Source organism: Paenibacillus sp. CH40 (genome assembly GCF_024213605.1).
Lineage (GTDB): Bacteria > Bacillota > Bacilli > Paenibacillales > Paenibacillaceae > Paenibacillus > Paenibacillus polymyxa_B.
On the sequence record NZ_JANAVQ010000001.1, the window covers coordinates 927,370 to 953,174 of the forward strand.

The window sequence follows — 25,805 nt, forward strand, 5'->3', positions numbered from 1 at the left end:
ATGATGCCCATCAGGAAACGGAAGGAAAGACGGAAAAGGAGGCAATAATGTTGAAGGAGGCAATATCATCAGTGTTAGTAGACAGGCTTCCTCACAATCTGGCAGTTGTGCTGAGTAGCTTGGCAGAGAGCTGGTCAACAGTGTCGGTTCCGTGGATGCTGGGCGGGAGCTGTTCACTACTTGTGCAAGAAGTTGAATTGGATCGCCTGCCTCGGGACATTGATATTTATGCGGATATTCATGCCGCAAAGCAGCTTCATTCGCACCCCCTGGGTATGAGTATAGATCGGCAGCAGGTTGACCGTAGCGGCTCTTACGTTTCATTGCTGAGCCACTATGATCTGGAGGGATTTCCAGTCGAGTTGGTGGGAGGATTTGAGGTATTATGTGGCGGAGCGTTATACCGCTTAGAGATCGAGCGACTACTTTGGTCGACTGGTGTTCAGCTTGAGCTGGGGAGTGCTTCACTGCGTCTGATGCCGCTCAGTCATGAACTTTTATTCAATATATTGCGAAATCGACCCGACCGGTACAAAGCGATTGCAGATGTCATGAAGCGCGACCCGCGACGTCATATAATTGTACTGAAGCAGTTACTAGTCAGTAATATTTGGAATGAGGAGCAATTGGACAAGCTTGCAGAACTTCTGCCTTGGCCAGAGTTGCACTCTGTCATCCAGAAGGGCAATGAAGTATAAGCTGTGTGTATTAGGAGAAAGACGACTGGAGGACCATTCATGAATGTGCAGATTACGTTCAAGCCGTCAGGCAGGCGCGTACAGGTCGGTCAGGGTACGTCATTGCTTCAGGCTGCTCGTAAAGCGGGTGTATATATTCCCACTCGTTGTGACGGAAAAGCAGCCTGTCTGATGTGTAAGGTACAAATATCACCGGAATGGGCTGAATTCGCAGGTCAACCCAGCGATGCAGAGCAGCGGAAGCTGGGACCTTTACTGGATGAAGGAATACGCTTATCCTGCCAGGCCCGTGTCCAAGGCGATATGGAGGTAACCATACCGGAGGATAAGCTCAAGGCGGCTATCAGGCGGCAACTGGAGCGTCAGGCGATGGATGATGAACTGTGGTAATGCCGATTATGTCAGGAGAATAAAAAAAGGATGGTTTCCGACGACTCTAAACAGTCAGGAGAAACATCCTTTTTTTATTTAGTCTAGCGACAAAGTCATGGGAGAGCCTTGCCCCGCATATATTAGGTGAGTGGACCCAAACGTAAAATATCGTTTCTGCAATGATCGCTCTGTCGTAATCTATTTTTCAAAAAACTAAACATATTTTACGGAGGGGATACATATGATGGTATCAGTCCAAATGCATGTACGAGTTTACGCCGTTTCGCCGATTCCATCAGTCTCCTGAATCTCGGCGGCGGACGACTTCCGGGCATTTTAAAGGCTGTTCTGCCGCATCTGGGATCAAGCAGTTGGTTGAACACGAAGCGGATGCTCTTTAAGCATTTTTCCTTCGGAGACTTTTGAGGAGGGGATTTCATTGGAGAAAGTGGACATTTTTAAAGACATTGCCGAACGCACCGGAGGAGACATTTATCTTGGGGTCGTCGGCGCAGTCCGAACAGGAAAATCAACGTTTATCAAGCGGTTTATGGAGACGATTGTTCTGCCAAACATTACAAGTGAGGCGGACCGTGCCCGCGCCGTAGACGAGTTGCCGCAAAGTGCGGCAGGCAAGACGATCATGACGACGGAGCCTAAATTCGTACCGAATAATGCCGTCCAGATCAAAGTAACGGAAGGACTGGATGTGAATGTACGTCTGGTTGACTGTGTAGGATATGCAGTAGAAGGAGCAAAAGGTTACGAGGATGAAAATGGTCCGAGGATGATCTCCACACCATGGTTCGAAGAACCTATTCCTTTTCAGGAAGCGGCAGAAATTGGTACACGCAAGGTTATTCAGGAGCATTCGACGCTCGGTGTGGTAGTCACTACAGACGGCACGATTGCGGAAATCCCGCGCAGCTCTTATGTAGAGTCCGAGGAACGCGTCATTGAGGAGTTGAAGGAAGTTGGCAAACCATTTGTTTTGGTTATCAACTCCACGCATCCGCGCAGTGATGAAACACTCCAGCTTCGCAGTGAGCTGGCTGCCAAGTACGATATACCCGTTATGACACTCAGCGCGGCGACTATGACGGAAGATGATGTTACAGGCGTACTTCGTGAAGTATTGTATGAATTTCCGGTGCATGAGGTGAATGTAAACCTGCCGAGCTGGGTCATGGTACTGAACGAAGAGCACTGGCTGCGTAGCAATTATGAAAATTCCGTTCGCGATACAGTTAAAGATATTCGACGCCTGCGTGATGTAGATCGAGTGGTTGGCCAGTTTATGGAATATGAATTCATCGACAGGGCCGGGTTGAGCGGGATGAATATGGGGCAGGGCGTAGCTGAAATTGATCTGTATGCCCCCGATGAGCTGTACGATCAGATTTTGGTCGAAGTCGTCGGGGTAGAGATTCGCGGCAAGGATCATTTGCTACAAATGATGCAGGATTTTGCTCATGCCAAACGGGAGTACGACCGCTTCGCTGAGGCGCTGGAAATGGTCAAGACAACGGGATATGGCATTGCCGCGCCGTCGTTGTCCGAGATGGCACTAGACGATCCGCAGTTGATTCGTCAGGGTACAAGATTTGGTGTGCGGCTCAAGGCAACAGCACCTTCCATACACATGATTCGTGTCGATGTGGAATCGGAATTTGCTCCGATTATCGGAACAGAGAAGCAAAGTGAGGAGCTTATGCGCTATCTGATGCAGGATTTTGAGAATGACCCAATCAAAATTTGGGAGTCAGACATTTTCGGACGTTCGCTGCATTCTATTGTACGGGAAGGCATTCAAGGTAAAATCGCCATGATGCCGGACAATGCACGCTATAAGCTGCAGGAAACGCTGGGTCGTATCATTAATGAAGGTTCAGGCGGTCTCATTGCTATTATTCTTTAAGGCTAAGCCAGACCCAAAATGTATAAGGAAATACCGTGGAGAGCAATTTGCTCTCTACGGTTCAAGTGGAGGCATCATGGAAGGGAATTGGAAGCATTGCCCAACTGTTAGAGCGAAGTTCTCCGGTAAAGCAGTGCTCCAAAGAAGTAGATGTGAGCGTCCTCATATTTAAAATAAACAAACAGAATTGTATCTTCGGACTAGGATACGCCTTGATTTCAAATTTAAGCAGCAACCGTTTTCCGGTATTCAATCGGGGGGCGGTTGTTTGTTGTGTTTTGGCTTTAAAACCGGAAATTTTTCTATATTTCATAAAACCTATTTACATACTTGGTTTAAAGCGATATATTAAGTATCAAATTTGAATCATTTTGTGGATTGAACGAGGGGGAAATGAAATCATGAATATCCAAAAAGCGCTCCAAAGAAACAAAAAGCTAGGGCTAGGGGCTATCATGCTACTGGTGCTGGTTTTGCTGGTTACTGCATGCGGCGTGCCGAAAACAGAGAGCGGCACTCAAGGGACAAGCACTGCGGGATCGAATACAACAAACGGAAAAACGGACATTTTAAATCTAAAGGGTAAACGGGTTGCGTTGATCATGGAGTTTAACACGGGCACATTTTCGCAACAGTATGTTCAAGGCGTGGAAGAGGAAGTTAAGAAATTTGGCGGTACGCTGACTAAGTTTGTGGCAGATAACGATAAGGCTAAAATGGCTTCTCTGCTTGATAGTGCGATTAACCAGCAGTTTGATGTCATTTTGACTGATCACGGTGATGCATTGCTGGAGACAGGGCTGAAAAAAGCAATTTCTCGCAATATTCCGGTTATCGTGTTCGATGCTGCCGTCAATGTTCCGGGTGCGGTAGTGCTCTCACAGGATGACCAAAGCATGGCTGAGTTGACGCTGGAGCAAATGAAAAAGGATATCGGCGGCAAAGGTAACATTGTGAAAGTATGGGTTGCTGGATTTGCACCGATGGAACGTCGTCAGGTTGCTTATGATGCATTTTTGAAATCCAATCCGGATATTAAAGAAATCGCGACTTTTGGTTCGGCTCAGAATCCTGCATTAGATACGCAAGCCAAAATGGAAGCTGTATTAAAGCAATATCCTAAGGGCGAAATTACAGCCGTCTGGGCTGCTTGGGATGAATTTGCCAAAGGGGCAGCCCGTGCGATCCAACAAGCGGGACGTACGGAAATTAAGGTCTACGGCATTGACATGAGTGACGAAGACTTGCAAATGATCCAGGACCCGAAAAATCCTTGGGTGGCCTCGGCAGCCGTTGATCCAACAGATATCGGGCGCGTACAAGTGCGCTATGCATATCAGAAGCTGCATGGGGATAATCCGGAGGAGAAAGTCGTATTGAAGGCTGTATATGTGCAACGCGAAGCGCTGCCAGATAAGCAAATTTCCACATCCGAGCTGTCCCAATATGTGGAGGGATGGGGTCAAAGTGAGCAGGGATATAAGGATTGGATGAAGGAATATGAAACGTCTAAATAAAATGTTTGCATCATGCAAAAGGCGCGCTTCGGCGCGCTTTTATCATAAGCAGGCGTGAGGGGGCACCATGAGTTCACAAGTATATACATTGGAGATGAAGAAAATCAGCAAACAGTTTGCTGGTGTAGATGCGTTGCGAGCCGTGGATTTTACGGTGCAGGGTGGCGAAATTCACGCTCTGCTGGGTGCCAACGGGGCAGGGAAAAGCACATTGATGAAGATTTTGTCCGGTGCGTATCGTTCCGATCAGGGAGTTATCATAGTTGGTGGCAAGGAACTAAACATTAGTTCACCGTGGGAGGCCAAAAGGGCGGGAATCCACTGTGTGTATCAGGAGGTTGATTCAGCGCTTGTGCCTCAGTTAACCGTAGCTGAAAACATTGTAATGGACGATTTGTCTGCACCTGATGGTCGATGGTGGGCTGCGCCGGGGGCTATGCGCAGACGAGCGCGTGAGGCATTAGCACGTCTAGAGGTAGATATTGACGTACGACGATATGTGTCTGAACTGACGTTGGCAGAAAAACAACTTGTACTTATCGCACGTATTCTGACACAGCAAGCAAATACGATCATTTTTGATGAGCCTACGGCGCCGCTCAGCGAGGAAGAAACGCGACGTTTGTTCCGTACAATCCATACACTCAAGGATGAGGGGGTTGCATGTATTCTCATCACACACCGATTGCCGGAGGTTATCGAACACAGTGACCGTGTTACGGTGATGCGTGATGGTGAGCGCGTGTTCACGGGGCCTGCTTCTGATTTAAGTGTAGGCGACATCGTTACGCATATGCTTGGGAAAACATTTGAAGAGGAATTCCCAAAAACAGAGGTACCTATTGGTGAAACGATATTGGAAGCAAAAGGGCTTCACAAAGGATTACGAGTGCACGGCATTGATTTACAGGCCCGACGTGGTGAAATTCTCTCTATTGTGGGTCTGGTTGGTGCAGGCAAGACGGAGCTGTCACGACTTCTTACAGGAGCAGACAAGCCGGATAAGGGAGAGCTGACCTTTAAAGGTCGCTCCATTCGATTGAGAGAGCCAGCGGATGCGGTAGCTCAAGGAATTGTGTCCATACCCGAGGAGCGACGTAAGCAGGGGGTGTTGATTGAGGAGAGTGTGGAAAGAAACCTCAGCCTTCCGCTTTTGGACAAGCTGAGTGTCCTTGGTTTCATCAGTCGGCGTAAAGAACGAAATAACGGTAATGGGATTGTCGCCTCTCTCGGTATTAAGACGCCATCGCTCCGTCAGAATGTTAAATATTTGAGTGGCGGGAATCAGCAAAAAGTTGCGATTGGGAAATGGCTGCATTCGGGAGCGGATGTATTTGTTTTTGACGAGCCAACCAAGGGTGTGGATATAGGGGCAAAAAGTGATATTTTCCGTATCATTGGCCAGTTGGCGGAGCAAGGAAAAGCAATCATCTATCTAACCTGTGAATTTGCTGAAGGGATTGGCATTGGTGATCGGATTGCAGTGATGTATGATGGCAAAATTATAAAGGAATTTGCGCGGGGCGAAGTGGAACAGGAACAGCTTCTGTTGTATGCCAGCGGCGGTGAAGAGGTGCATTCATGAAGGAAAAATGGTTAAACGTCTCATTTCGTTACGGTGCCGTAGTTGTCATTATAGGTGTATTGGCGTTTTTTTCATCTACATTACCTTATTTCTGGACTTATGATAATTTAATGGATATTCTAGGATCTATTGCCATTGTTACTTTCGTTGCCATTGGTGTGACGTTGTCACTTATCGTGGACGGTTTTGACCTGTCGGTGGGAGCTACAGTATCTTTGACAACGGTCGTTTCAGCTTCTTTGATGGTCTGGTATGAGCAGCCTGTTGCGGTGGTCATTATTGTGTCTCTGATTGTCGGCGCTTTGGTAGGACTGTTAAATTCATTATTGATCATTAAATTGCGTATTCCTGATTTGCTCGCAACCCTTGCAATCATGTATATTGTAAGCGGGATTCACAAAACGTACGCTCAGGGCTATACCATATACAATCATATGCAGTTTCCCGATGGCAGCAAGGCGCCGGGGGAGATATCTCCTGCATTTCTTTTGCTGGGGCAAGGTAAATGGTTGGGTATCCCGATTTCGGTTATTTTACTGTTACTGGCTGTGGCGGCGGTGCATGTTTTCTTGACCTATACAAAGCATGGGCGTCAAATGTATGTAACGGGTGGAAATGAGGAAGCTGCTCGTCTGTCGGGCATACGGGTAAAAAAAGTCCGTACTCTGGCCTATGTTGCTTCAGGCGTATTTGCGGCGATTGCCGGAATTTTGTATGCCTCGCGAGTAGGCTCAGGCCAAATTGACGCAGGTTCCCCTTTGCTCATGGAGGCGGTAGCTGCAGTATTTGTCGGTTTTTCGGTCTTTGGTGCTGGTAAACCCAATGTCATTGGTACATTTATTGGTGCGGTATTGATCGGTGTGTTGGTTAATGGACTAACGATGATGAATGTGCAATATTTTGCCCATGATATTGTCAAAGGAGTAGTGCTGGTACTTGCGCTGGCCGTTACTTTTTACGTGTTAAACCGTCGTCGTACTTGAAATTGTCTGTGGACTGTATTACTATAAACCTTGTTCCACGCAAGAAGGGTGCCATAAAACGCCAGTTTCGGCCTATATTGCGGAGGTTAGGTATATTCTATGTATATTTAACGACGAAACGGAAACAGATGATAACATTATGGAAGGCAGTACGCCGCCCGGGTTATTTTATACAGGCGACCTCATATCGGTCATTAACACCGATAACCTTAATGCTGGACTACACTTGAATTGGGAGGTGAATATTATGAATAAAACGGATTTGATCAATCAGGTTTCTGAAAGCACTGAATTGTCCAAAAAGGACGTAACCAAAGCAATCGATGCAGTATTTGAGGCGATCTCTGGAGCGCTGCAAAGCGGAGATAAGGTGCAACTGGTAGGTTTTGGGAACTTTGAGGTTCGTGAACGTTCCGCACGTAAAGGACGTAACCCGCAAACAGGAGAAGAAATCGAAATCCCTGCGAGCAAAATTCCGGCATTTAAACCGGGTAAAGCGCTCAAAGACGGAATTAAATAAGATTTCTTACATATTCCCAATGCGCTGAAAAGACCGTGAATTTGATTCACGGCCTTTTCTTTTTGCCCTGTTTACTTCGTGGTAGAGGTGCTATGGTCTGAAGAAGAGGAAGCTGTTCTGGCGTTTCGCGAGGCATAAGCGATCAGCACCAGGGGTTCACCCGTTAGCTCAGCAAATTCATGCTCTAGCTGTTGAAGCCGTTCGATTTGGGCAGGGCTGAGATTGGCGGGAAGATAGTTTTTCATCAGATCCGTTCCTTTCTTTAATGGATGGGACTGCACGGATAGTATGGCTCGGGACACGCTAATTGTTGCAGGTAGCTCGGGAAGCATGTAGTTGACAAAACTAGCTTGAATCTCCATCATAAAAAGTATAGCTTCGGCTCTCAGGGAGGAAAAGGACATGGAAGATAACGTGACGGGTAGCAGTGAGTACGTCGTAATTAAAGCGAAAAGCAACGGATGTCAGGTTTTTGGTCTGACTAGAGGTCAGGATACACGCTTGCATCATTCAGAAAAATTGGACAAGGGCGAGGTACTGATCGTCCAATTTACGGATCATACTTCTGCTATTAAAATTCGCGGCAAAGCCGTTGTGATGACTAAGCACGGGGTAGTAGATACGGAGGATTAAAATGCAGGCATAGCCTGCTTTTTTTTGTTGTAGAATGAGAGTGAGGACCTTTACTGTAGCAAGCCCACATTATGAAGTAGAGGTCAGGGGAGGCTCTGATGAAACCTTGGATTGTATTCGGTGGCTCCATTCTCATAACCATCGCAGCAGCTGTGTTGCTGCCGTCCTTACAGGTGCTGGACTCAGGAACCGCAGCAGTTCGTGAAACACAGGCGACGATTTCGCCTCAGCAACGGGTGCTGCTGTCGGATGACAATCTGGTGGATACGCTGAACGAGCTGCCGTTGACCACACCGATTGCAAGCGCAAGCTGGGAACATTCAGTCCTGACCCTGGATGTCAAGCTGTCCAAGGAAGAAACTGCCCCACTAGAGATTTATCAAAACATGGCGGAGCTTGCCGCTTTTAGCTTTTACGGAACGACGAATGTACGGCAATTGCTGCTTCGGGTGGTGACGCAGGACGAATGGTCAGGAGAACGGCATTTGCTGCTTGCATCCGATATACGCCGCAACGAGTGGACGAACGAGGCATTGGAACAGCTGAGAAGCCGGGAAGGCGCGGAATTGCCAGAGGATTTGAAATCCCGTTTCCGCATTACAGTAACGCCCATGTGGCAAAACAGGTTTAACGGTGTATATACAGATTAGATGTTTCTGCCGGTGGACCTACAGTACTTTAGTCGCGAATCATTTTAAATTGTGATATAATATAAGGCATTGCAATTATTTGAGTATAGCAGAAAGTCATGTCTCGGAGGCTTAGGATGAAACCGTATCGCGTACCCCAATTAGCAAGGAAATATGTGGAATACGACATGATTCAACAACATACGGAAATGCCGGCTTTTCCTGACAGCCGTACCCGTTTGATGTTTGTGTTTTTGAACCGGAATGCGCAGGAGCTGCATGCCAGTGAGGACGAACTGTACGCATTGGTAACCTCACTTGTGCAGATGGGGCTGGATACGCATGATATGATTGATACTTTATCCGGTATACGGAGCCCGGAGGAGATGCGTTCCAGACAGCTGAAAGTGTTAGCTGGGGACTATTTTAGCAGTCGTTTTTATCAGCTGCTTGCACTGGCAGGCCGCATCACGGCCATTTCGAAGCTGAGTGATGCTGTATGTGAAGTGAACGCAGGGAAAATGAGTTTGTACTGGGGAATGAAGCAATTCCGATTGGATGCAACTCAGTATTTAACTCAGATGGTTCGTTTCAAAAAGGAGCTTTTTTTATCATTCACTTCACTTGTAGCAGAACAGGATCAGGAAATTTGGAAGCAGCTTCTCAACAAATTTGCCCTCTGTGATACCTTGGTGGAGGAATGGGGGAAGCGGACAGAACCGGACAAGTCCCGTTTCGGATATATGTTCTGGCATATTTATGGTAACGGGGACCGGAACGAGCAGGCATTGCTTTCAGATAGTGGTACTGACACTGAAGCATGGCGTAAGCTTGTTCTGAAATACAAAGCCGAGGATGCGATACTGGACAAGCTTCGCACGGCTGTTACACACATCCGGCAGATCCTGTCAGATGATCAAAATACGGGGATCGAGGAATTTGAACGCATGCTTGAGCCTTTCCTGAAGCTGCTAAATAGTCCGCACCCAGTTGTGAGGGAAGGTTAGGTGAACGTGATGGGACCAAGCGACACCAAGCCGAAAGAACAATTCGTTCATGGCGTGTTTGAAAGTATAGCAGGTAAATACGATTTGATGAACGATATACTGAGCTTTCGCAGACATAAGGCTTGGCGGAAATTTACGATGAAAAAAATGAACATGCATCGCGGCGATACGGCAATCGATCTTTGCTGTGGCACATGTGACTGGACGCTTGCGATGGCGCGTGCAAGTGAAAGTGGTCACATCGTAGGACTGGATTTTAGTCAGAACATGCTCAATGTTGGCGAGCGTAAGATTACATCAGAATCCCGTGAAAAGCAAATTAAGCTTGTTCAGGGCAACGCGATGGAACTACCTTTTGAAGATAATTCATTTGATTATGCGACGATTGGTTTCGGTCTGCGCAACGTGCCTGACCTGCGCCAAGTGTTACAGGAGATGCAACGAGTCGTCAAACCTGGCGGGCAGGTCGTATGTCTGGAATTGTCCAAACCTACTTGGCAGCCGTTCAAGGGGATTTACTACACATATTTTCAACACATCTTGCCCATGCTCGGCAAATTGTTCGCCAAACGTTATGAGCAGTATAAATGGCTCCCTGATTCGTTGGCGCTTTTTCCAGGAAGGGATGAATTGGCTGGCATCTTCCGTGAAGTCGGATTGAAGGATGTCCAGGCTCATTCTCTCACCGGAGGCATTGCGGCATTGCACATTGGAATCAAGGAGAGTCAGCATGTTTAAGAAAATTGCTATTTTTTTGGAAATGATTAAAATTGAACATACGTTATTTGCGCTCCCATTTGCATTCATGGGGGCTGTATTGGGGTCTGTTGTCGTGACAGGCAACCTTCCCTCCTGGCCGCAGATCGGCTGGATCCTGCTAGCTATGGTTGGCGCACGTAGCGCGGCTTTTGGCTTCAATCGTATGATTGACCGGGTGATTGACGGGAAAAATCCGCGCACAGCAGGACGCGCTATCCCGGCGGGGTTGCTCAAATCGAGCGAAGTGGTGATTTTCATTATCGTCAGTTTGGTGTTGTTATTCTGGGCATCATTCAAGTTAAGTCCGCTGGCGTTCAAGCTGTTTCCGCTGGCCTTTTTTATGCTCGTTTTTTATTCTTACACCAAGCGTTTCACTTGGCTTTGCCATATTGTACTTGGTCTGACCATTGGTTTGGCGCCACTAGGTGCGTGGGTTGCAGTAACGGGACAAATAGATCTGACCGCTATCGTACTATATCTCACGATTGCATTTTGGACGGCGGGATTTGATGTGATTTATGCTTGTCAGGATATAGATTTTGACCAAAACGAAGGAGTTTATTCTATTCCTGCCCGTTTTGGTGTAGCAGGTGCGCTGAACATCGCTCGGGCATTCCATGTCATTACGGCGATCGGATTTATTGTACTGTTCTTTATTGCAGATTTAAGCTGGTGGTATCTGGCGGGCATGATTATTTCGTACATTATTTTATTTTATGAACACTATATCGTATCTCCAAAAGATTTGAGTCGTTTGCAGACGGCATTCTTTACTATGAACGGTGTACTTAGCACTGTCGTATTTGCCTTTACACTGATTGATTTGGTGGTGCGTCAATACTAATGAATAATCAGGTGAGCGGACATCAAGGCAAACGAATCGTTATTGGCATTACAGGCGCGAGCGGAAGCATTTATGGTGTGCGACTGGTAGAGACTTTGCTGGACTTGCAATACACAGTTCACCTGATCGTTTCCAATGCTGGCTGGCGGGTGTTGAAAGAGGAGTTGGGCTGGAATGTGACTGACCGGGAAGGGGCTTTGAATGAACAATTCGGAGGCCGTCCCGGTTCTCTTGTATACCATCCGTTCACAGATATTGGAGCTTCGATTGCGAGCGGCTCTTATTTGGTGGATGCGATGATTATCATGCCATGCTCGATGGGGACATTGTCAGCAGTGGCACACGGTTCGTCCGATAATCTCATGGCGAGGGCAGCGGACGTGATGATGAAGGAAGGTCGTCCGCTGATCCTTGTGCCTCGTGAGACGCCTCTACATGCCATTCATTTGGAAAACATGCTTAAGCTTGCGAGACTCGGCGTCAAAATGATTCCGGCTATGCCGGCTTTTTACTTTCATCCCAAGACGCTGGATGATATTGTGCTGTTCCTCGTAGGCAAAGTATTGGACAGCTTGCGTATAGAACATCAACTGTTTACGAGATGGGGGGATTCCGATGCCGACACCGGACACCAAGACAATCACAATCGGAAAAATTAAATATACAAACGCTTGGCCTATTTTTCATTTTTTTAATCCTTCTAAGCTTTTCCATTCGGCGGAGATGGTTTCTAAAGTTCCGGCTGAATTGAATCAAGGTATGCTGAATGGGAGTTTGGATATTAGTGCGATGTCCTCCTTTGCGTATGCATCGGGTGCTGAGGAAATGCTATTGTTGCCAGATTTATCCGTCAGTGCAGATGGTCCTGTGCAATCCATTTTACTATTTTCACGCAAGCCGCTGGACGAAATCAAAAACGGAACCATTGCACTTACGAATACGTCTGCTACATCCGTGAATTTGTTGAAAATTTTGATGCAAAAGGCATGGGAAGGCCATCCTTCCTATTTTGACTGTGAACCGGATCTTGACTTGATGCTGGAACAGGCAGATGCAGGGCTATTGATTGGAGATCACGCGATTAAGGCATCTTGGCGAAGTGAAGATCTGTATGTTACGGACCTCGGAGAAGAGTGGAAGCGCTGGACGGGCTACAGTATGACTTTTGCTGTATGGGCAGTACGACGTGCTGTTGCTGCTCAGAATCCTGCCGCGGTGGCTGAAATTGCGAGTGCGTTCCGCGCAAGCAAGCAGCGTAGTCTGTCGGACCTGACGCCTGTTATTTCTGAAGCATGCGAGGAAATTGGAGGTCTGCGAGATTATTGGGAGCGCTACTTTACTAATCTGTGTTATGATTTTGGAGAGAAGCAACAACAAGGTTTAGAGCTTTATTTTCAGTATGCGCATGAACTGGGGCTGCTTGACCGACGAGTGAAGCCGCTTCTCTGGAGTGACAATACGCTGACACGGGTGAAAGAATGAAACGATTGGATTTGTTTGGTTTATTAAAGAAGGATATGAACTTTATAGAAGAAGAGTTGTACCGCAGTATCGACAGTACGGAGCCGTTGATTAATGATACGTCGCTTCATCTGCTTAAAGCAGGGGGCAAGCGTTTGCGTCCCGTATTTGTATTGCTGGGAGGCAAGTTTGGAGAATATGATCTGGACAAGCTCAAGCGTATAGCGGTACCTCTAGAACTGATTCATTCTGCCTCTCTCGTTCACGACGATGTGATTGACGATGCGGAAATGAGACGCGGTCAACCCACCGTGAAGTCCAAATGGGACAATCGGGTGGCTATGTACACCGGAGACTACATATATGCACGTGCGCTGTCTATTGCTGCTGGACTGCCGAATCCCGATATTCACCGGGTACTGTCTAAAGCGCTGGTGCAGATGTCCATTGGTGAAATGGAACAGATTCGTGATTTTTTTAATGTGGATCAGAGTGTGCGTAATTATTTGCTTCGCATACGGCGCAAAACAGCATTGTTGATTGCGGTTAGCTGCCAGTTGGGAGCTATGGCTGCAGGGGCACGGGAAGGTATCAATTCCCTGCTGTACAGCTATGGCTATAACGTAGGTATGGCTTTTCAAATTCAGGATGATCTGCTCGATCTGTGTGGCACGGAAAAAAAGATTGGCAAGCCGCCGGGCAGCGATATGAGACAGGGGAATATTACGCTTCCAGTGATTTATGCGCTCGAACAGCCTGAGCTGCGTGCAGATCTACTGGCTGAAATCCGCCGCATTCAGGATGGGGATGGGCAAGGAGATGCACGCAAAGCGGTGGATATGATCAAAAAAAGTGAAGGAATCGCTAAAGCTGAAATTCTCGCCGACCGATATATTAATAAAGCGCTAAACGCGCTGGACTTACTACCGGATGTCAAAACAAAAAAGACGCTACGCGATATTGCTCATTTTGTAACACGCCGCTCCTACTAAAGTTGTGTTTTGGGTTTGCTGTGACAAAATACTTTAACCGTTTCCAAGCTTTCTGTTACAATACAGTTTAGTACTGTATAAATACATTAGATTGGATTGGGAGTGAGCCGATGGATCGTACTTTTTTGATGGTTAAACCGGATGGTGTACAACGTGGACTGATTGGACGTATCATCAGTCGTCTGGAAGACAAAGGCTTCAAAATGACGGCTGGCAAGCTTGTGCAAGTATCAAGAGAACAGGCAGAACGGCATTATGCAGAGCATGTGGGCAAGCCTTTTTTTGAAGAGCTTGTAGGCTTTATCACATCAGGCCCTGTGTTTGCTATGGTATGGGAAGGGGATAACATCGTTACGCTCTCCCGCTTGTTGATTGGTAAAACACAAGTAACCGAAGCTCTTCCGGGCACAATTCGTGGAGACTTTGCAGCACATACACCGTTTAACCTCATTCATGGTTCAGATTCACCGGAGAGCGCAGAGCGCGAGATTGCAAATTTTTTCCTGCCGGAAGAATCCGTTCGGTATGAAAAAAGTGTGGCGACCTGGGTATAAGTTTAATTACGTATGAAGAAGGATGGTAGCATGACGGATATGGAACTGGGTCAGACGGACCCCGATTACACAGCGTTTATCCGCAAAATCAAGGACAGCACAGGTATTGATCTTGCACAATACAAAGAAGCACAGATGAAAAGGCGGTTAACTACGCTTCGCAACAAAAACGGGTTTCCCAGTTTTGTTTCTTTTTATGATGCCATGATGAAGGAAAAACCTCTATTCTATGAATTTCTGGATCGGATGACGATCAATGTTTCGGAATTTTGGCGAAATCCCAATCGGTGGGAAGTGCTGCGGGATACAATCTTGCCACAACTGCTTGTAGGAAAGCAGAAGCTTAAGCTGTGGAGTGCGGCCTGCTCGACTGGTGAAGAGCCTTATAGCCTGGCTATGGTTCTCGACGGTAAAGGGATTTTAGGAAATTGCTCCATTACAGCTTCCGACATTGATGATGGTGCATTGGCAAAAGCCAAGGAAGGTAAATATTTGGAGCGTTCGCTCAAGGATGTACCTGAGCAGGTAGCTAGCAAATATTTCAAGCCGGATGGTGCGATGTATCGAATTGATGACCGTTTGAAACAAGCCGTGAAATTTCAAAAGCAAAACTTGCTGCTGGATCGGTTTGAGGATGGCTATGATCTCATTATCTGTCGAAATGTAATGATTTATTTTACAGAAGAGGCCAAACATACGTTGTATCAAAAGTTTGCAGCCAGTCTTCGTCCCGGCGGTGTGTTATTTGTCGGTAGCACAGAGCAAATCTTTTCTCCTAACCAATATGGTCTGGAATCGACGGAAACCTTTTTTTATCGCAAAAAAGCATAAGCCTGCGTATATCATCCAAAGTTTTGTAGGAACTTATTTATATCTTTGAGTAATTGATGGTTGGCTTATCAGCAAAGCACGTCCTTTAGCCCCTTTGGCTAAGAGGCGTGTTTTTGTTTATCCGCATACACGTGGCTTTTCTTGTCAAAGAAAGGTGCGTATACTATAATGAAGCACAGTTAAAGATTTTAGCGATGCACAGTTTAACAGTTTAAAGGGGGAACGCGTCATGAGTTTACGTTATTTAACCGCGGGGGAAACGCATGGTCCCCAGCTAACTGCCATTGTAGAGGGTATGCCGAGCAATTTAAAATTGGATTTTGAGGAATTGAATTTTCAGCTGCACCGTCGTCAGAAAGGATATGGACGGGGTCGGCGTATGCAGATTGAAAAAGATACGGCGAAAATTGCCGGAGGCGTACGTCACGGCTATACCACGGGTGCACCGATTGCGCTGGTTGTGGAAAATAACGATTGGAAGCACTGGCAGAACATTATGAATATTGAGCCTATTGAAGGCAGTGATGAAGAAAAACGTCGGGTTCACCGACCACGTCCGGGTCATGCGGATTTGAATGGCGGAATGAAATACAACCTGAAGGATCTTCGTAACGTGCTGGAGCGCTCCAGTGCACGCGAAACAGCAATTCGTGTGGCATGCGGCGGTTTGGCCCGTCAATTGCTGGCTGAGTTCGGAATCAAGGTGGCAGGTCAGGTCATCCGCATTGGGGAAATCGAAGCTCCTTACCGTGATCTGCCGATTGATGAGCTGATTGCCGTGACAGAAGCCTCCTCGGTGAGAGTAACCGATCCAGAAACCGAAAAGAAAATGGAAGCATATATTGATCTGATCAAGCAAGAAGGTGATTCAGTCGGTGGGGTAGTGGAATGTATTGTAGAAGGTGTTCCGATTGGTCTGGGCAGTCATGTACAGTATGATCGGAAGCTGGATGCACGTATCGCACAAGGCGTCATGTCGATTAATGCATTTAAAGGCGTGGAAATCGGCATTGGCTTTGAAGCAGGAGAATTGCGCGGTTCACAGGTGCATGACGAGATCCTATATGATGAGGAACGTGGATATCACCGTCGCACCAATCGTTTGGGTGGTTTTGAAGGTGGCATGACGAATGGAATGCCAGTTGTGGTTCGTGGCGTAATGAAGCCGATCCCTACACTCTACAAGCCTCTGCAAAGCGTCGACATTGATACAAAGGAAGCGTTCACTGCACAGGTTGAGCGTTCGGATGCATGTGCAGTACCCGCGGCTAGCGTAGTTATGGAGCATGTGGTAGCTTGGGAGATTGCGAAAGCTTTGCTAGAAAAATTCGGCGGGGATTCGATTGAAGAGATTCGTGCGAATATTGCATCCTACGAAGAACAACTGGGGCGGTACTAAGATGAGTACGCTGACGGTACAGCTTGGGGAACGTTCTTATCCTATTCATATCGGACGAGGGCTGCTACATCGAGCCGGAGAGTTGTTGAAGGAACGAGGAATTGCGCAAAAAAGCCCATTGTTGATTGTTTCTGACGAAAATGTAGCGGGATTCTACTTGGCAACATTGGAGAGCAATCTTCAGGCATCTGGCTACAAGACAGTGTCCTTTGTCGTTAAGCCCGGTGAAACCTCCAAGTCGCTTGCTGTATTTGAGCAGGTCATAACAGCAGCCATTGAGGGCGGCTTGGATCGCAATTCAGCCGTTATTGCACTTGGTGGTGGTGTGGTGGGCGATTTGGCTGGATTTGTGGCGGCTTCTTATATGAGAGGTGTCAAGTTTGTACAGATCCCCACTACGATCCTTGCCCATGACAGTAGCGTGGGCGGTAAGGTTGGCATCAATCATCCTTTGGCGAAAAATATGATAGGAGCCTTCCATCAACCGGAACTTGTGTTGTATGACGTAGATACGTTGTCAACATTACCTCCTCGTGAGGTATCTGCGGGGCTTGCTGAAATGATCAAGCATGGCTTGATCTGGGATGCTGATTTCGCCCAGTGGTGCCGTGACCATGCGACTGATTTACTTGCGCTGGATGCGACAGCTCTGGAGTACGGTCTGGAAAAGGGATGTTCCGTAAAAGCCGAAGTGGTGTCGCGCGATGAACGAGAAAATGATTTGCGCGCTATTCTAAACCTAGGTCATACGATTGGTCATGCGATTGAAGCCATTGCGGGATACGGTGAGTTTTTACACGGGGAAGCCATTTCTATTGGTATGGTCGGCTCCGCACTTTTGGGCGTGAAGCTGGGGGCAGATCCTTCTTTGGTAGATGAAACGAAGGAGATGTTGTCTTCGCTACGGCTACCGACCTCCCTTCCGTCACATCTCGATACAGATCGGCTGCTCGACGCGATGATGCATGACAAAAAGTTCAAAGAAGGCAGCATTACTTTTGTCGTCCCACGTAGCATCGGGCACGTGGAGGTTGTGAAGGATATTTCCGTCTCTTACATCCAACAAGTTATTGAACAGTTAAAAGAGGGGGCGTAACGATGTACAATCGGGGAATTCGTGGCGCGACGACCGTAGTGAATAATGAAGAAAACGAAATTTTGGAAGCAACATGCCAACTACTGGAGGAAATTGTATCCTACAATGAAATTCAGCCGGAGGATATTAGTAACGTATGGATTACGGTGACCCATGACCTGGATACTGCCTTTCCAGCCAAGGCCATTCGTCAGCTTGATGGCTGGGATATGGTTCCGCTCATGTGTGCATTAGAAATTCCTGTGGCAGGCAGTTTACCCAAGTGCATTCGTTTGATGGTACAGGTGAACACCGATAAATCCCAGCGTGAAATTAAACATGTATATTTGAACGGAGCGCAGGCGTTAAGACCGGATCTGGCTTCCCAAGGGAAATAAGCGCCCGTTTTTAAAGTTGATGGTTGCCAAAGTAACATCCCATGAGATATAGTGTGTGTAGCAGAGTTAAGTAGAGTAGAGTTAGCCAGAGACAGAGTTGAGATGAGAAGAGTGCAGCCTTAGCCAATTCCATATGAGATTACAGAGACCGGCGGTAGCAGGTAAGCTTTTGTCTATGAAGAGATATTCTTCTACAGAGAAGCTTATTTGAAGCAACCTGCGTGTTTATACAAAAGGGATGAGTGTATACTTATCTATTTGCTGTAGTCATTTACATATGGAGCATTCTTATAATTTCAATAACTGACAGCCTCTACCTTACCGGTAGAGGCTTTTTTATATTCTCTCCTATGGTTCTGCGCCAATTTGGAAAGGAAGTGATCTCATGTTAACGCCGCATGTGGAGCAAGTGATAACGATGGCGAATGAATTTAACCTGATTCCTGTGTACAAAAAAGTGCTGGCTGATATGGAGACGCCGATTCGGATTTTCCGTCGGTATGCCGAGCGGGACCGTGCCTTTCTGCTAGAGAGTGTAGAGGGAGGCGAACAGTGGGCGCGACATTCATTCATCGGTACAGATCCGTTTCTAATGGTCTCGGGTAAAAAAGGACGTTTGATATTGGAACAACACGGTAAACGGCAAATATTAAACGACAAGCCGATTGAAGCGCTCAAAGCATTGCTTCGTAAATACCGTAGTCCGAAACTGAAAGAAATGCCTCCATTTACAGGCGGGGCTATCGGATTTTTTGGATATGACCTGCTTCAATATTATGAAAAGCTACCAGAGCATTCGGTAGATGATTTGAATATGGATGATATTCGTTTTATGTTCTGCGATCAAGTCATTGTTTTTGATCATGTGAAGCAGCAAATTTTGCTGGTCGGCAATGTTCATGTAGGCGAAGGGTTCCGCGATGAGGACATTCGTGCTGCTTATGCTGACGTGGAACGCAAGTTGGAGAACACGGCGCAGTATTTGCGCAAGCAGGCCCCACCGGAGCGATTAGGATCAGCCTCCATTCCTGATGATGTGGAACTGGGTGAGATCCAATCCAATGTGACGAAGGAACAGTTTATATCAAATGTAGAGCAGGCGAAGGAGTATATCCGCTCCGGTGATATTTTTCAGGTTGTACTATCCCAGCGTTTTCACATTGATACAGAGGCTTCACCTTTACAGGTATACCGCGTGCTGCGCACGATGAACCCGTCGCCATATATGTATTATTTGAAAATGGATGACGAGATCATCGTAGGCACTTCGCCTGAGGCACTCGTCAAGGTGGAAAACGGCCGGGTAGAGACCCGTCCTATTGCAGGAACGAGACCGCGTGGGGTAACGGAGACAGAAGATGTGGCACTTGCTGAAGAACTGTTAAACGATGAAAAAGAGCGTGCAGAACATCTGATGCTGGTCGATTTGGGAAGAAATGATTTGGGCCGTGTATCACAGTTTGGCACAGTCAAATGCGATACGTTTATGGAGATTGAACGCTATTCTCACGTCATGCACATTGTATCCAATGTGTCGGGTGAGCTACGTGAGGACAAAGATTTTTTCGATGCTTTCCTGTCTTGTCTGCCAGCCGGCACCGTATCGGGGGCTCCGAAGCTACGAGCCATGGAGATTATTGCTGAGTTGGAGCGGGAAGCACGCGGACCCTATGCAGGGGCGATTGGATATTTAGGCTTCTCAGGCAATATGGACGCTTGCATTACGATTCGCACGATTGTGTTTAAAAAGAACCGGGCCTATGTCCAGGCAGGCGCTGGAATTGTGTGGGACTCGGTTCCGGAAAGCGAGTATCAGGAGACGGTGAACAAAGCGAAGGCATTGCTGAAGGCAATCCGTACGGCAGAAGTGATGTTCCCGGCAACGACACAGCCCTATAACAGCGTCATCAACCAGGATTATTTGTACACTCCGTAACACACAAAAATCTGATTTTGAGGAGGAGACGACAATGGAACGACATGACATGATGCAAGTGGGGTTAAGCCGGATCATTGAGGGACAGCATCTTTCGCGTACGGAGGCCCGTAGCGTAATGGAAGAGATTATGAGTGGAAGTGCTACACAGGCACAAATTGGCGGGCTGCTGACGGCTCTTCGCCTCAAAGGGGAAACGGTAGATGAAATCACTGGTTTTGCCGAGGCTATGCGTAGCTACGCTAGTCCAGTGCAAGCTGAAGAAGGCAGCGGTCGTCTGCTGGACACATGTGGAACCGGAGGTTCAGGGATTCACAAGTTTAATATTTCCACGATATCCGCGATCATCGCAGCTTCGGTGTCTGTACGGGTAGCAAAGCATGGCAATCGTTCTGCAAGTGGCCGTGCCGGGAGCGCTGATGTCCTGGAGGCATTGGGAGTCAACATTCATTTGACGAGTGAGCAGGCTAGGTCATGTCTGGACCGAATCGGCATCTGCTTTTTATTCGCACAGCTGTATCATCCGTCTATGAAGCATGCCGCCGCGCCGCGCCGCGAGCTGGGTGTGCGGACGGTATTCAATATGCTAGGTCCTTTGACGAATCCGGCTGGTGCGGATCGGCAGCTGTTGGGCATTTATGACGCCAACAAAACGGAAGTCATTGCCGAGGTATTGAAGCAGCTCGGCTCCAAACGGGCCATGGTTGTCAGTAGTCTGGATGGGCTAGATGAAATTAGTATTTCAGCTGCGACACGAGTATCCGAACTGAAGGACGGCAAGGTTCACACGTTCGAGCTTCATCCGTCGGATCTGGGCTTGCAGACGCATTCTCTTGATCAGGTGCTGGGCGGCGACGCACAGGTTAACGCAGATATCATACGACGAATTTTAAACGGAGAGCATGGAGCTTATCGGGATGTTGTGTTAGCGAATGCAGGAGCGTGCATTTATGTATCAGGTGCAGCGGCTACCTTGACGGACGGAGTAGCACGAGCGGCAGAAGCTATTGACTCGGGACTGGCACTTTCTAAGCTGGATCAATTAATACAGGCAACGGGGGAATATCAATATGTATCTTGACAAAATTGTGGTGACGAAGCGACAAGAAGTGGAGCAGCTTAAGGAGCATTTTCAAATAAGTAAAGCCGAACGATTAATTGCTGATTTACCTGCGACGAGAGGATTCGAAAATGCGATCGCGAACAGACGCAATCGTCCGCTCGGACTGATTGCTGAGGTGAAGAAGGCTTCCCCATCCAAAGGGCTGATTCGACCGGATTTCCATCCGGTGGACATTGCACGTGCATATGAGGGAGCAGGAGCGGATTGCATTTCTGTACTGACAGATGTGACGTATTTTCAGGGGAGCCCTGAATATTTACAGCAAATTCGCGATCAGGTGAAGATTCCGCTGCTGCGAAAGGATTTTATCATTGATGAACGGCAAATATATGAAGCTCGTCTGCTGGGAGCGGATGCGGTGCTATTGATTGCCGCTATCCTGGAACCCCGTGTATTAGGGTCTTTTTTACAGATTGCCAAGGACCTCGGGCTGGACGCGTTGGTAGAGGTGCATGACAGTGAGGAGCTTAAAGCGGTGCTGGAGCTGGGGACAGCAACCTTAATTGGCGTAAATAACCGAAATCTGCGGACATTCGAGACTCGTCTCCAGACGACAGAGGAGCTGATCTCACTAATTCCTAAAGGGGTTACGTTCATCAGTGAGAGCGGAATTGCGGGACCGGAAGATGTTAATTATCTGTATTCGGTAGGTGCACACGGTATCTTGGTGGGGGAGCATCTGATGCGCAAGGAAGATGTAGGACAGGCTGTAGCCGAATTGATGGACGGGGTTAAAGCATGAACAAAACGGGCGTAAAAATTTGTGGACTTCAAAGCGTTGAAGTGCTAAAATCTATGGTAAACTTACCGGTCGATTATATAGGTTTTGTGTTTGCTGACAGCAAGCGCCGGATTAACGGCGTACAGGCTGGAAAGCTGCTTCGCGTATTAGATGAATGGACCTCAGGCAGCAGACCGCGCAGCGTGGGTGTATTTGTGAACCCTGGTGATGCACTGTTAAATGATGTGATGGAGAAAGCACCCTTGGATGTCATACAGCTGCATGGACAGGAGAGTCCGCGGCGCTGTCGGGAAATTAGGGAGCATTTTGGTATACAGGTATTCAAGGCATGGTCTGTGGACAGTCAAGGACAAACAGAACGCTCGGCGGACGAATTGGATGCCTATGTCGGGACAATTGACGCTTTATTGCTGGATACATACGATCCCCTGTATGGCGGCGGCTCCGGAAAAACGTTTGCGTGGGATCGAATTCCTGCCTATCAGGCTTGGACCCATCAACATGGAATTCCTTTGTTTGTAGCCGGCGGGTTGACTGCCGATAATGCGGAAAAGCTGGTTCATGAGTATCATCCCGATGGGCTGGATGTATCCAGCGGTGTAGAGACGAACGGAGTCAAGGACATTGCAAAAATCACAGCATTTGTGGAAAGGGTGAAGCAGGCATGACACAATTACCTGATAACAACGGACGTTTTGGAACATTTGGAGGACGTTTTGTACCGGAAACGTTGATGAACGCACTGATTGAATTGGAGGAATCCTACCGTAAGTACGCGGATGATCCCGAGTTTAAAGCAGAGTTGAACGGGCTCCTTAAGGACTATTCTGGTCGGGAAACGCCGCTTTATCATGCGGAGCGTCTGAGTCAGCATTTGGGCGGGGCTAAAATTTACTTGAAGCGCGAAGATTTAAATCATACCGGTGCCCACAAAATCAATAATGCATTAGCTCAGGGACTGCTGGCGAAGCGTATGGGGAAACAGAAGGTCATTGCTGAAACAGGCGCAGGACAGCATGGTGTCGCGACAGCGACTGTGGCTGCGTTGCTCGGATTGGAATGCAAGGTGTTTATGGGCGAAGAGGATACTGTGCGCCAGCAGCTTAACGTCTTTCGGATGCAGCTTTTGGGTGCAGAGGTCATTCCGGTGACATCAGGTACACGTACACTTAAGGATGCAGGGAATGAAGCTTTGCGTTACTGGGTCAGCCATGTCCATGATACGTTCTATATTTTGGGTTCAGCTGTCGGCCCGCACCCGTATCCGATGATGGTGCGGGACTTCCAACGTGTGATTGGTGATGAAACACGTCGCCAGATTCTAGAGAAGGAAGGCAGACTTCCGGATGTCATCGTGGCAGCGATCGGTGGCGGAAGCAATGCCATCGGCATGTTTTATCCTTTTATTGAGGATCAGGGTGTCGCTTTGATTGGCGTGGAGGCCGCTGGAAAAGGTGTCGAAACGGAATTCCATGCAGCTACGATGACCAAGGGAACACAAGGGGTCTTCCAAGGCTCTATGAGTTATCTGCTTCAGGATGAGTACGGACAAGTGCAACCTGCGCATTCCATCTCGGCTGGATTAGATTATCCAGGTGTTGGACCGGAGCATTCATACCTGAAAGATATTGAGCGGGCCAAATATGTTCCGATCACGGATCAGGAAGCGCTGGACGCGCTTCAGCTCCTCTGCCGTACCGAAGGAATACTTCCTGCATTAGAGTCGGCACATGCTGTTGCGCAGGTCGTCAAGCTGGCACCTACGTTGACGGCAGATGATATTATCGTTATTTGTTTGTCTGGACGCGGGGATAAAGATGTGGACTCCATTATCAAGTATTTGGGAGGAAATCCGTCATGAATTTAATTGATCAGGCGTTTGGTCGCCTTAAAAATGAAGGCAAAACGGCATTAATTCCTTTTCTGACGGTAGGCGACCCGGATGTGGATACTACAATAGAGATCATTCGGCAGTTAGAGTCGGCCGGAGCCGACATATTGGAACTGGGTGTACCCTATTCCGACCCGCTGGCTGACGGTCCTGTAATTCAGCGCGCGTCTGAGCGTGCGCTGAAACGGCAAATTTCCATCCGCACGTGCATGGAGACAGCTTCTCTGGCTAGGGCGGCAGGTTCAAGCCTGCCTTTTATTCTGTTCACGTATTATAACCCTGTATTACAGATGGGTATGGATACTTTCTTTGCAGGCTTGCAGGAGCACGGTATCAGCGGTCTGATTATTCCAGACCTTCCGCTTGAGGAAGCGGAGGAGCTGGGAGGACGGGCAGCAGAGGTGGGTGTGCATCTGATTCCTCTGGTGGCTCCAACTTCTGAACAGCGGATCGAGCGAATTGTCCGTCAGGCCCGAGGATTTGTATACTGTGTATCCTCGCTGGGTGTAACTGGGGAAAGAGCCTCCTTTTTTGAAGGTATAGAGGGCTTTATCGCGCAGGTCAAACGGCATACGGATATTCCGGTAGCGGTCGGTTTTGGGATCTCTACTCAAGAGCAGGTAGCCCGGTTTTCAAACATTTGCGATGGAGTTGTGGTCGGCAGTGCTATTGTACGTCAGGTGGAAGAAGCCATTCCATTGCTGAATGATTCTGCGCGCAGGCAAGAAGGTCTTTTGCAAATTCATAATTTTGTGGCACAATTAAAGCAGTAATGGCTGTCAAAATAGAAAGTAATAAATATGTTCTGATTGGATAGAGGAGGTAGGGGCATGCAACCTAAACCGCATATTGTACATTTGCCAGTATATCAGCCCGGTAAACCGATTGAAGACGTAAAACGTGAGCTGGGACTCGATGAAGTCATCAAGCTCGCTTCGAATGAGAATCCGTATGGTAGCTCTCCCAAAGTGTTGCAGGCCATTCAGCAGGAGTTTGCCAACATTAGTGTATATCCTGACGGAAGTGCCGTAGCTTTGACACAGGCACTAGCTAAACGGACGAGTTTAAAAGAGGAACAGTTTATCTATGGCTGCGGATCTGACGAAATTATTGCGTTGATTACGCGTGCTTTCCTCCTTCCCGGGGAAGAAAGCATTATGGCCGATCAGACATTTTCCGTATACAAAAGTAATGTGGAAATTGAGGGAGCGGTTGCAGTTGAGGTGCCTTTGCGTGACGGTGTACATGATTTGGATGCTATGCTGTCTCACATCAATGACCGTACAAAAATTATTTGGATCTGTAATCCAAATAACCCGACGGGCACGATTGTACCTGAAGCAGAGCTAATTGCGTTTTTGGACCAAGTACCAAAGCACATCATGGTTGTTCTGGATGAAGCCTATGCCGAGTTTGTGACGGATCGCTCGTATCCCGACGGCATTCGTTTGTTGCCAGCGTATGAAAACCTGGTTGTACTACGCACCTTCTCCAAAATCTATGGGCTTGCTTCGCTGCGCATTGGTTATGGTATGGGAGCCGAGTCAATCATTCGCTTGATAAATCAGGTTCGTGAGCCGTTTAATACATCACGGGTAGCGCAGGCTGCGGCCATTGCTGCCTTGGAAGATCAGGAATTTGTTCAAGAATGCCGAGATCGTAATGCAGAGGGCAGAGCTTATTTGCAAAATGAGCTCAAGCGTCTGGGGCTGGAGTCTTTCCCAGCACATGGTAATTTTATTATGTTGGATGTACGTCGCCCATCCGGTGAGGTATTCCAGGAGTTGCTTCGTAAAGGTGTGATTATTCGCGCAGGTCATCACAAATATCCGACATATATTAGGGTGTCGGTTGGATCACAGCCGCAAAATGAGTTGTTTATTCGTGTGCTGGAACAGGTCCTGGGGGCGGAAGCGGCGAAAGTACGTCTATAATTTC

Annotated in this window: 28 protein-coding genes; 27 read left to right on the forward strand and 1 reads right to left on the reverse strand. The window is 47.7% G+C overall.

The window, feature by feature from the left end:
* Nucleotides 1–47: 47 nt before the first annotated feature.
* The 7 genes from NLX73_RS03975 to NLX73_RS04005 all read left to right on the forward strand — a co-directional run bounded on the left by NLX73_RS03975 (nt 48) and on the right by NLX73_RS04005 (nt 7,593).
* On the forward strand, nt 48–698 hold the full coding sequence (locus NLX73_RS03975) for a hypothetical protein (protein WP_254325405.1): 651 nt from the start codon (nt 48–50) through the stop codon (nt 696–698).
* Between the two features lie 39 nt (nt 699–737).
* Nucleotides 738–1,088, forward strand: a complete 351-nt coding sequence (locus NLX73_RS03980; protein ID WP_039271045.1) for a 2Fe-2S iron-sulfur cluster-binding protein — start codon at nt 738–740, stop codon at nt 1,086–1,088.
* A 421-nt stretch (nt 1,089–1,509) separates the two neighbouring features.
* Entirely contained in the window at nt 1,510–2,988 is a 1,479-nt protein-coding gene (gene spoIVA / locus NLX73_RS03985; protein WP_023989182.1) for a stage IV sporulation protein A, read from the forward strand.
* 401 nt (nt 2,989–3,389) lie between these two features.
* Nucleotides 3,390–4,505, forward strand: a complete 1,116-nt coding sequence (locus tag NLX73_RS03990) for a sugar ABC transporter substrate-binding protein (protein ID WP_254325406.1) — start codon at nt 3,390–3,392, stop codon at nt 4,503–4,505.
* 67 nt (nt 4,506–4,572) lie between these two features.
* The gene (locus NLX73_RS03995) at nt 4,573–6,090 is read left to right on the forward strand and encodes a sugar ABC transporter ATP-binding protein (RefSeq protein ID WP_254325407.1); all 1,518 of its coding nucleotides are present in this window, start codon (nt 4,573–4,575) and stop codon (nt 6,088–6,090) included.
* Entirely contained in the window at nt 6,087–7,073 is a 987-nt protein-coding gene (locus NLX73_RS04000) for an ABC transporter permease (RefSeq protein ID WP_165177228.1), read from the forward strand. Before NLX73_RS03995 ends, NLX73_RS04000 begins: the two co-directional genes overlap by 4 nt.
* 247 nt (nt 7,074–7,320) lie before the next feature.
* Entirely contained in the window at nt 7,321–7,593 is a 273-nt protein-coding gene (locus NLX73_RS04005; protein WP_013310732.1) for an HU family DNA-binding protein, read from the forward strand.
* Nucleotides 7,594–7,664: 71 nt separating this feature from the next.
* Here the strand turns inward: NLX73_RS04005 and NLX73_RS04010 are convergent, their stop codons facing one another.
* On the reverse strand, nt 7,665–7,958 hold the full coding sequence (locus tag NLX73_RS04010; protein WP_250261099.1) for a hypothetical protein: 294 nt from the start codon (nt 7,956–7,958) through the stop codon (nt 7,665–7,667).
* 37 nt (nt 7,959–7,995) lie between these two features.
* Here NLX73_RS04010 and mtrB point away from each other — a divergent pair, with 37 nt between their 5' ends.
* The 20 genes from mtrB (at nt 7,996) to hisC (ending at nt 25,801) form a co-directional block, all read left to right on the forward strand.
* On the forward strand, nt 7,996–8,226 hold the full coding sequence (mtrB, locus tag NLX73_RS04015; RefSeq protein WP_013310730.1) for a trp RNA-binding attenuation protein MtrB: 231 nt from the start codon (nt 7,996–7,998) through the stop codon (nt 8,224–8,226).
* 98 nt (nt 8,227–8,324) lie between these two features.
* The gene (locus NLX73_RS04020; RefSeq protein ID WP_023989175.1) at nt 8,325–8,876 is read left to right on the forward strand and encodes a hypothetical protein; all 552 of its coding nucleotides are present in this window, start codon (nt 8,325–8,327) and stop codon (nt 8,874–8,876) included.
* 116 nt (nt 8,877–8,992) lie between these two features.
* Nucleotides 8,993–9,862, forward strand: a complete 870-nt coding sequence (locus NLX73_RS04025; RefSeq protein WP_250268705.1) for a heptaprenyl diphosphate synthase component 1 — start codon at nt 8,993–8,995, stop codon at nt 9,860–9,862.
* A gap of 9 nt (nt 9,863–9,871) precedes the next feature.
* On the forward strand, nt 9,872–10,600 hold the full coding sequence (locus tag NLX73_RS04030) for a demethylmenaquinone methyltransferase (protein ID WP_254325691.1): 729 nt from the start codon (nt 9,872–9,874) through the stop codon (nt 10,598–10,600).
* Entirely contained in the window at nt 10,593–11,465 is an 873-nt protein-coding gene (locus tag NLX73_RS04035; protein ID WP_061829215.1) for a UbiA-like polyprenyltransferase, read from the forward strand. The genes NLX73_RS04030 and NLX73_RS04035 overlap by 8 nt, the downstream gene beginning before the upstream one ends.
* Nucleotides 11,465–12,124, forward strand: a complete 660-nt coding sequence (locus NLX73_RS04040; RefSeq protein WP_061829214.1) for a UbiX family flavin prenyltransferase — start codon at nt 11,465–11,467, stop codon at nt 12,122–12,124. The genes NLX73_RS04035 and NLX73_RS04040 overlap by 1 nt, the downstream gene beginning before the upstream one ends.
* Nucleotides 12,081–12,947, forward strand: a complete 867-nt coding sequence (locus NLX73_RS04045; RefSeq protein ID WP_254325408.1) for a menaquinone biosynthetic enzyme MqnA/MqnD family protein — start codon at nt 12,081–12,083, stop codon at nt 12,945–12,947. Before NLX73_RS04040 ends, NLX73_RS04045 begins: the two co-directional genes overlap by 44 nt.
* On the forward strand, nt 12,944–13,918 hold the full coding sequence (locus NLX73_RS04050) for a polyprenyl synthetase family protein (RefSeq protein WP_254325409.1): 975 nt from the start codon (nt 12,944–12,946) through the stop codon (nt 13,916–13,918). The genes NLX73_RS04045 and NLX73_RS04050 overlap by 4 nt, the downstream gene beginning before the upstream one ends.
* A 110-nt stretch (nt 13,919–14,028) precedes the next feature.
* The gene (gene ndk / locus NLX73_RS04055) at nt 14,029–14,472 is read left to right on the forward strand and encodes a nucleoside-diphosphate kinase (RefSeq protein WP_254325410.1); all 444 of its coding nucleotides are present in this window, start codon (nt 14,029–14,031) and stop codon (nt 14,470–14,472) included.
* 30 nt (nt 14,473–14,502) lie between these two features.
* The gene (locus NLX73_RS04060) at nt 14,503–15,303 is read left to right on the forward strand and encodes a CheR family methyltransferase (RefSeq protein WP_023989169.1); all 801 of its coding nucleotides are present in this window, start codon (nt 14,503–14,505) and stop codon (nt 15,301–15,303) included.
* A 229-nt stretch (nt 15,304–15,532) separates the two neighbouring features.
* Entirely contained in the window at nt 15,533–16,702 is a 1,170-nt protein-coding gene (aroC, locus tag NLX73_RS04065) for a chorismate synthase (protein WP_013310720.1), read from the forward strand.
* Nucleotide 16,703: 1 nt separating this feature from the next.
* Nucleotides 16,704–17,798, forward strand: coding sequence for a 3-dehydroquinate synthase (aroB, locus tag NLX73_RS04070; RefSeq protein ID WP_254325411.1), 1,095 nt, complete (start codon nt 16,704–16,706; stop codon nt 17,796–17,798).
* A gap of 2 nt (nt 17,799–17,800) precedes the next feature.
* Nucleotides 17,801–18,175, forward strand: coding sequence for a chorismate mutase (aroH, locus tag NLX73_RS04075; RefSeq protein WP_013310718.1), 375 nt, complete (start codon nt 17,801–17,803; stop codon nt 18,173–18,175).
* Nucleotides 18,176–18,560: 385 nt separating this feature from the next.
* The gene (gene trpE, locus NLX73_RS04080; RefSeq protein WP_254325412.1) at nt 18,561–20,111 is read left to right on the forward strand and encodes an anthranilate synthase component I; all 1,551 of its coding nucleotides are present in this window, start codon (nt 18,561–18,563) and stop codon (nt 20,109–20,111) included.
* Between the two features lie 34 nt (nt 20,112–20,145).
* Entirely contained in the window at nt 20,146–21,192 is a 1,047-nt protein-coding gene (gene trpD, locus NLX73_RS04085; protein ID WP_254325413.1) for an anthranilate phosphoribosyltransferase, read from the forward strand.
* Nucleotides 21,182–21,976: an indole-3-glycerol phosphate synthase TrpC gene (gene trpC / locus NLX73_RS04090; protein ID WP_254325414.1), complete on the forward strand. Its 795-nt coding sequence runs from the start codon at nt 21,182–21,184 to the stop codon at nt 21,974–21,976. The genes trpD and trpC overlap by 11 nt, the downstream gene beginning before the upstream one ends.
* Nucleotides 21,973–22,644, forward strand: a complete 672-nt coding sequence (locus NLX73_RS04095) for a phosphoribosylanthranilate isomerase (protein WP_254325415.1) — start codon at nt 21,973–21,975, stop codon at nt 22,642–22,644. The genes trpC and NLX73_RS04095 overlap by 4 nt, the downstream gene beginning before the upstream one ends.
* Complete coding sequence (gene trpB, locus NLX73_RS04100; RefSeq protein ID WP_013310713.1) at nt 22,641–23,837, forward strand: tryptophan synthase subunit beta; 1,197 nt, start codon at nt 22,641–22,643, stop codon at nt 23,835–23,837. Before NLX73_RS04095 ends, trpB begins: the two co-directional genes overlap by 4 nt.
* Entirely contained in the window at nt 23,834–24,640 is an 807-nt protein-coding gene (trpA, locus tag NLX73_RS04105) for a tryptophan synthase subunit alpha (protein WP_025723082.1), read from the forward strand. The genes trpB and trpA overlap by 4 nt, the downstream gene beginning before the upstream one ends.
* A 57-nt stretch (nt 24,641–24,697) precedes the next feature.
* Entirely contained in the window at nt 24,698–25,801 is a 1,104-nt protein-coding gene (gene hisC / locus NLX73_RS04110; protein ID WP_254325416.1) for a histidinol-phosphate transaminase, read from the forward strand.
* Nucleotides 25,802–25,805: the final 4 nt, after the last annotated feature.

Bases quoted from the DNA above. Each gene is read 5' to 3' on its own strand.
- NLX73_RS03975 (WP_254325405.1), top strand. From the start codon at position 48: ATGTTGAAGGAGGCAATATCATCAGTGTTAGTAGACAGGCTTCCTCAC.
- NLX73_RS03980 (WP_039271045.1), top strand. From the start codon at position 738: ATGAATGTGCAGATTACGTTCAAGCCGTCAGGCAGGCGCGTACAGGTC.
- NLX73_RS03990 (WP_254325406.1), top strand. From the start codon at position 3,390: ATGAATATCCAAAAAGCGCTCCAAAGAAACAAAAAGCTAGGGCTAGGG.
- NLX73_RS03995 (WP_254325407.1), top strand. From the start codon at position 4,573: ATGAGTTCACAAGTATATACATTGGAGATGAAGAAAATCAGCAAACAG.
- NLX73_RS04000 (WP_165177228.1), top strand. From the start codon at position 6,087: ATGAAGGAAAAATGGTTAAACGTCTCATTTCGTTACGGTGCCGTAGTT.
- NLX73_RS04005 (WP_013310732.1), top strand. From the start codon at position 7,321: ATGAATAAAACGGATTTGATCAATCAGGTTTCTGAAAGCACTGAATTG.
- NLX73_RS04010 (WP_250261099.1), bottom strand. From the start codon at position 7,958: ATGATGGAGATTCAAGCTAGTTTTGTCAACTACATGCTTCCCGAGCTA.
- mtrB (WP_013310730.1), top strand. From the start codon at position 7,996: ATGGAAGATAACGTGACGGGTAGCAGTGAGTACGTCGTAATTAAAGCG.
- NLX73_RS04020 (WP_023989175.1), top strand. From the start codon at position 8,325: ATGAAACCTTGGATTGTATTCGGTGGCTCCATTCTCATAACCATCGCA.
- NLX73_RS04025 (WP_250268705.1), top strand. From the start codon at position 8,993: ATGAAACCGTATCGCGTACCCCAATTAGCAAGGAAATATGTGGAATAC.
- NLX73_RS04030 (WP_254325691.1), top strand. From the start codon at position 9,872: ATGGGACCAAGCGACACCAAGCCGAAAGAACAATTCGTTCATGGCGTG.
- NLX73_RS04035 (WP_061829215.1), top strand. From the start codon at position 10,593: ATGTTTAAGAAAATTGCTATTTTTTTGGAAATGATTAAAATTGAACAT.
- NLX73_RS04040 (WP_061829214.1), top strand. From the start codon at position 11,465: ATGAATAATCAGGTGAGCGGACATCAAGGCAAACGAATCGTTATTGGC.
- NLX73_RS04045 (WP_254325408.1), top strand. From the start codon at position 12,081: ATGCCGACACCGGACACCAAGACAATCACAATCGGAAAAATTAAATAT.
- NLX73_RS04050 (WP_254325409.1), top strand. From the start codon at position 12,944: ATGAAACGATTGGATTTGTTTGGTTTATTAAAGAAGGATATGAACTTT.
- ndk (WP_254325410.1), top strand. From the start codon at position 14,029: ATGGATCGTACTTTTTTGATGGTTAAACCGGATGGTGTACAACGTGGA.
- NLX73_RS04060 (WP_023989169.1), top strand. From the start codon at position 14,503: ATGACGGATATGGAACTGGGTCAGACGGACCCCGATTACACAGCGTTT.
- aroC (WP_013310720.1), top strand. From the start codon at position 15,533: ATGAGTTTACGTTATTTAACCGCGGGGGAAACGCATGGTCCCCAGCTA.
- aroB (WP_254325411.1), top strand. From the start codon at position 16,704: ATGAGTACGCTGACGGTACAGCTTGGGGAACGTTCTTATCCTATTCAT.
- aroH (WP_013310718.1), top strand. From the start codon at position 17,801: ATGTACAATCGGGGAATTCGTGGCGCGACGACCGTAGTGAATAATGAA.
- trpE (WP_254325412.1), top strand. From the start codon at position 18,561: ATGTTAACGCCGCATGTGGAGCAAGTGATAACGATGGCGAATGAATTT.
- trpD (WP_254325413.1), top strand. From the start codon at position 20,146: ATGGAACGACATGACATGATGCAAGTGGGGTTAAGCCGGATCATTGAG.
- trpC (WP_254325414.1), top strand. From the start codon at position 21,182: ATGTATCTTGACAAAATTGTGGTGACGAAGCGACAAGAAGTGGAGCAG.
- NLX73_RS04095 (WP_254325415.1), top strand. From the start codon at position 21,973: ATGAACAAAACGGGCGTAAAAATTTGTGGACTTCAAAGCGTTGAAGTG.
- trpB (WP_013310713.1), top strand. From the start codon at position 22,641: ATGACACAATTACCTGATAACAACGGACGTTTTGGAACATTTGGAGGA.
- trpA (WP_025723082.1), top strand. From the start codon at position 23,834: ATGAATTTAATTGATCAGGCGTTTGGTCGCCTTAAAAATGAAGGCAAA.
- hisC (WP_254325416.1), top strand. From the start codon at position 24,698: ATGCAACCTAAACCGCATATTGTACATTTGCCAGTATATCAGCCCGGT.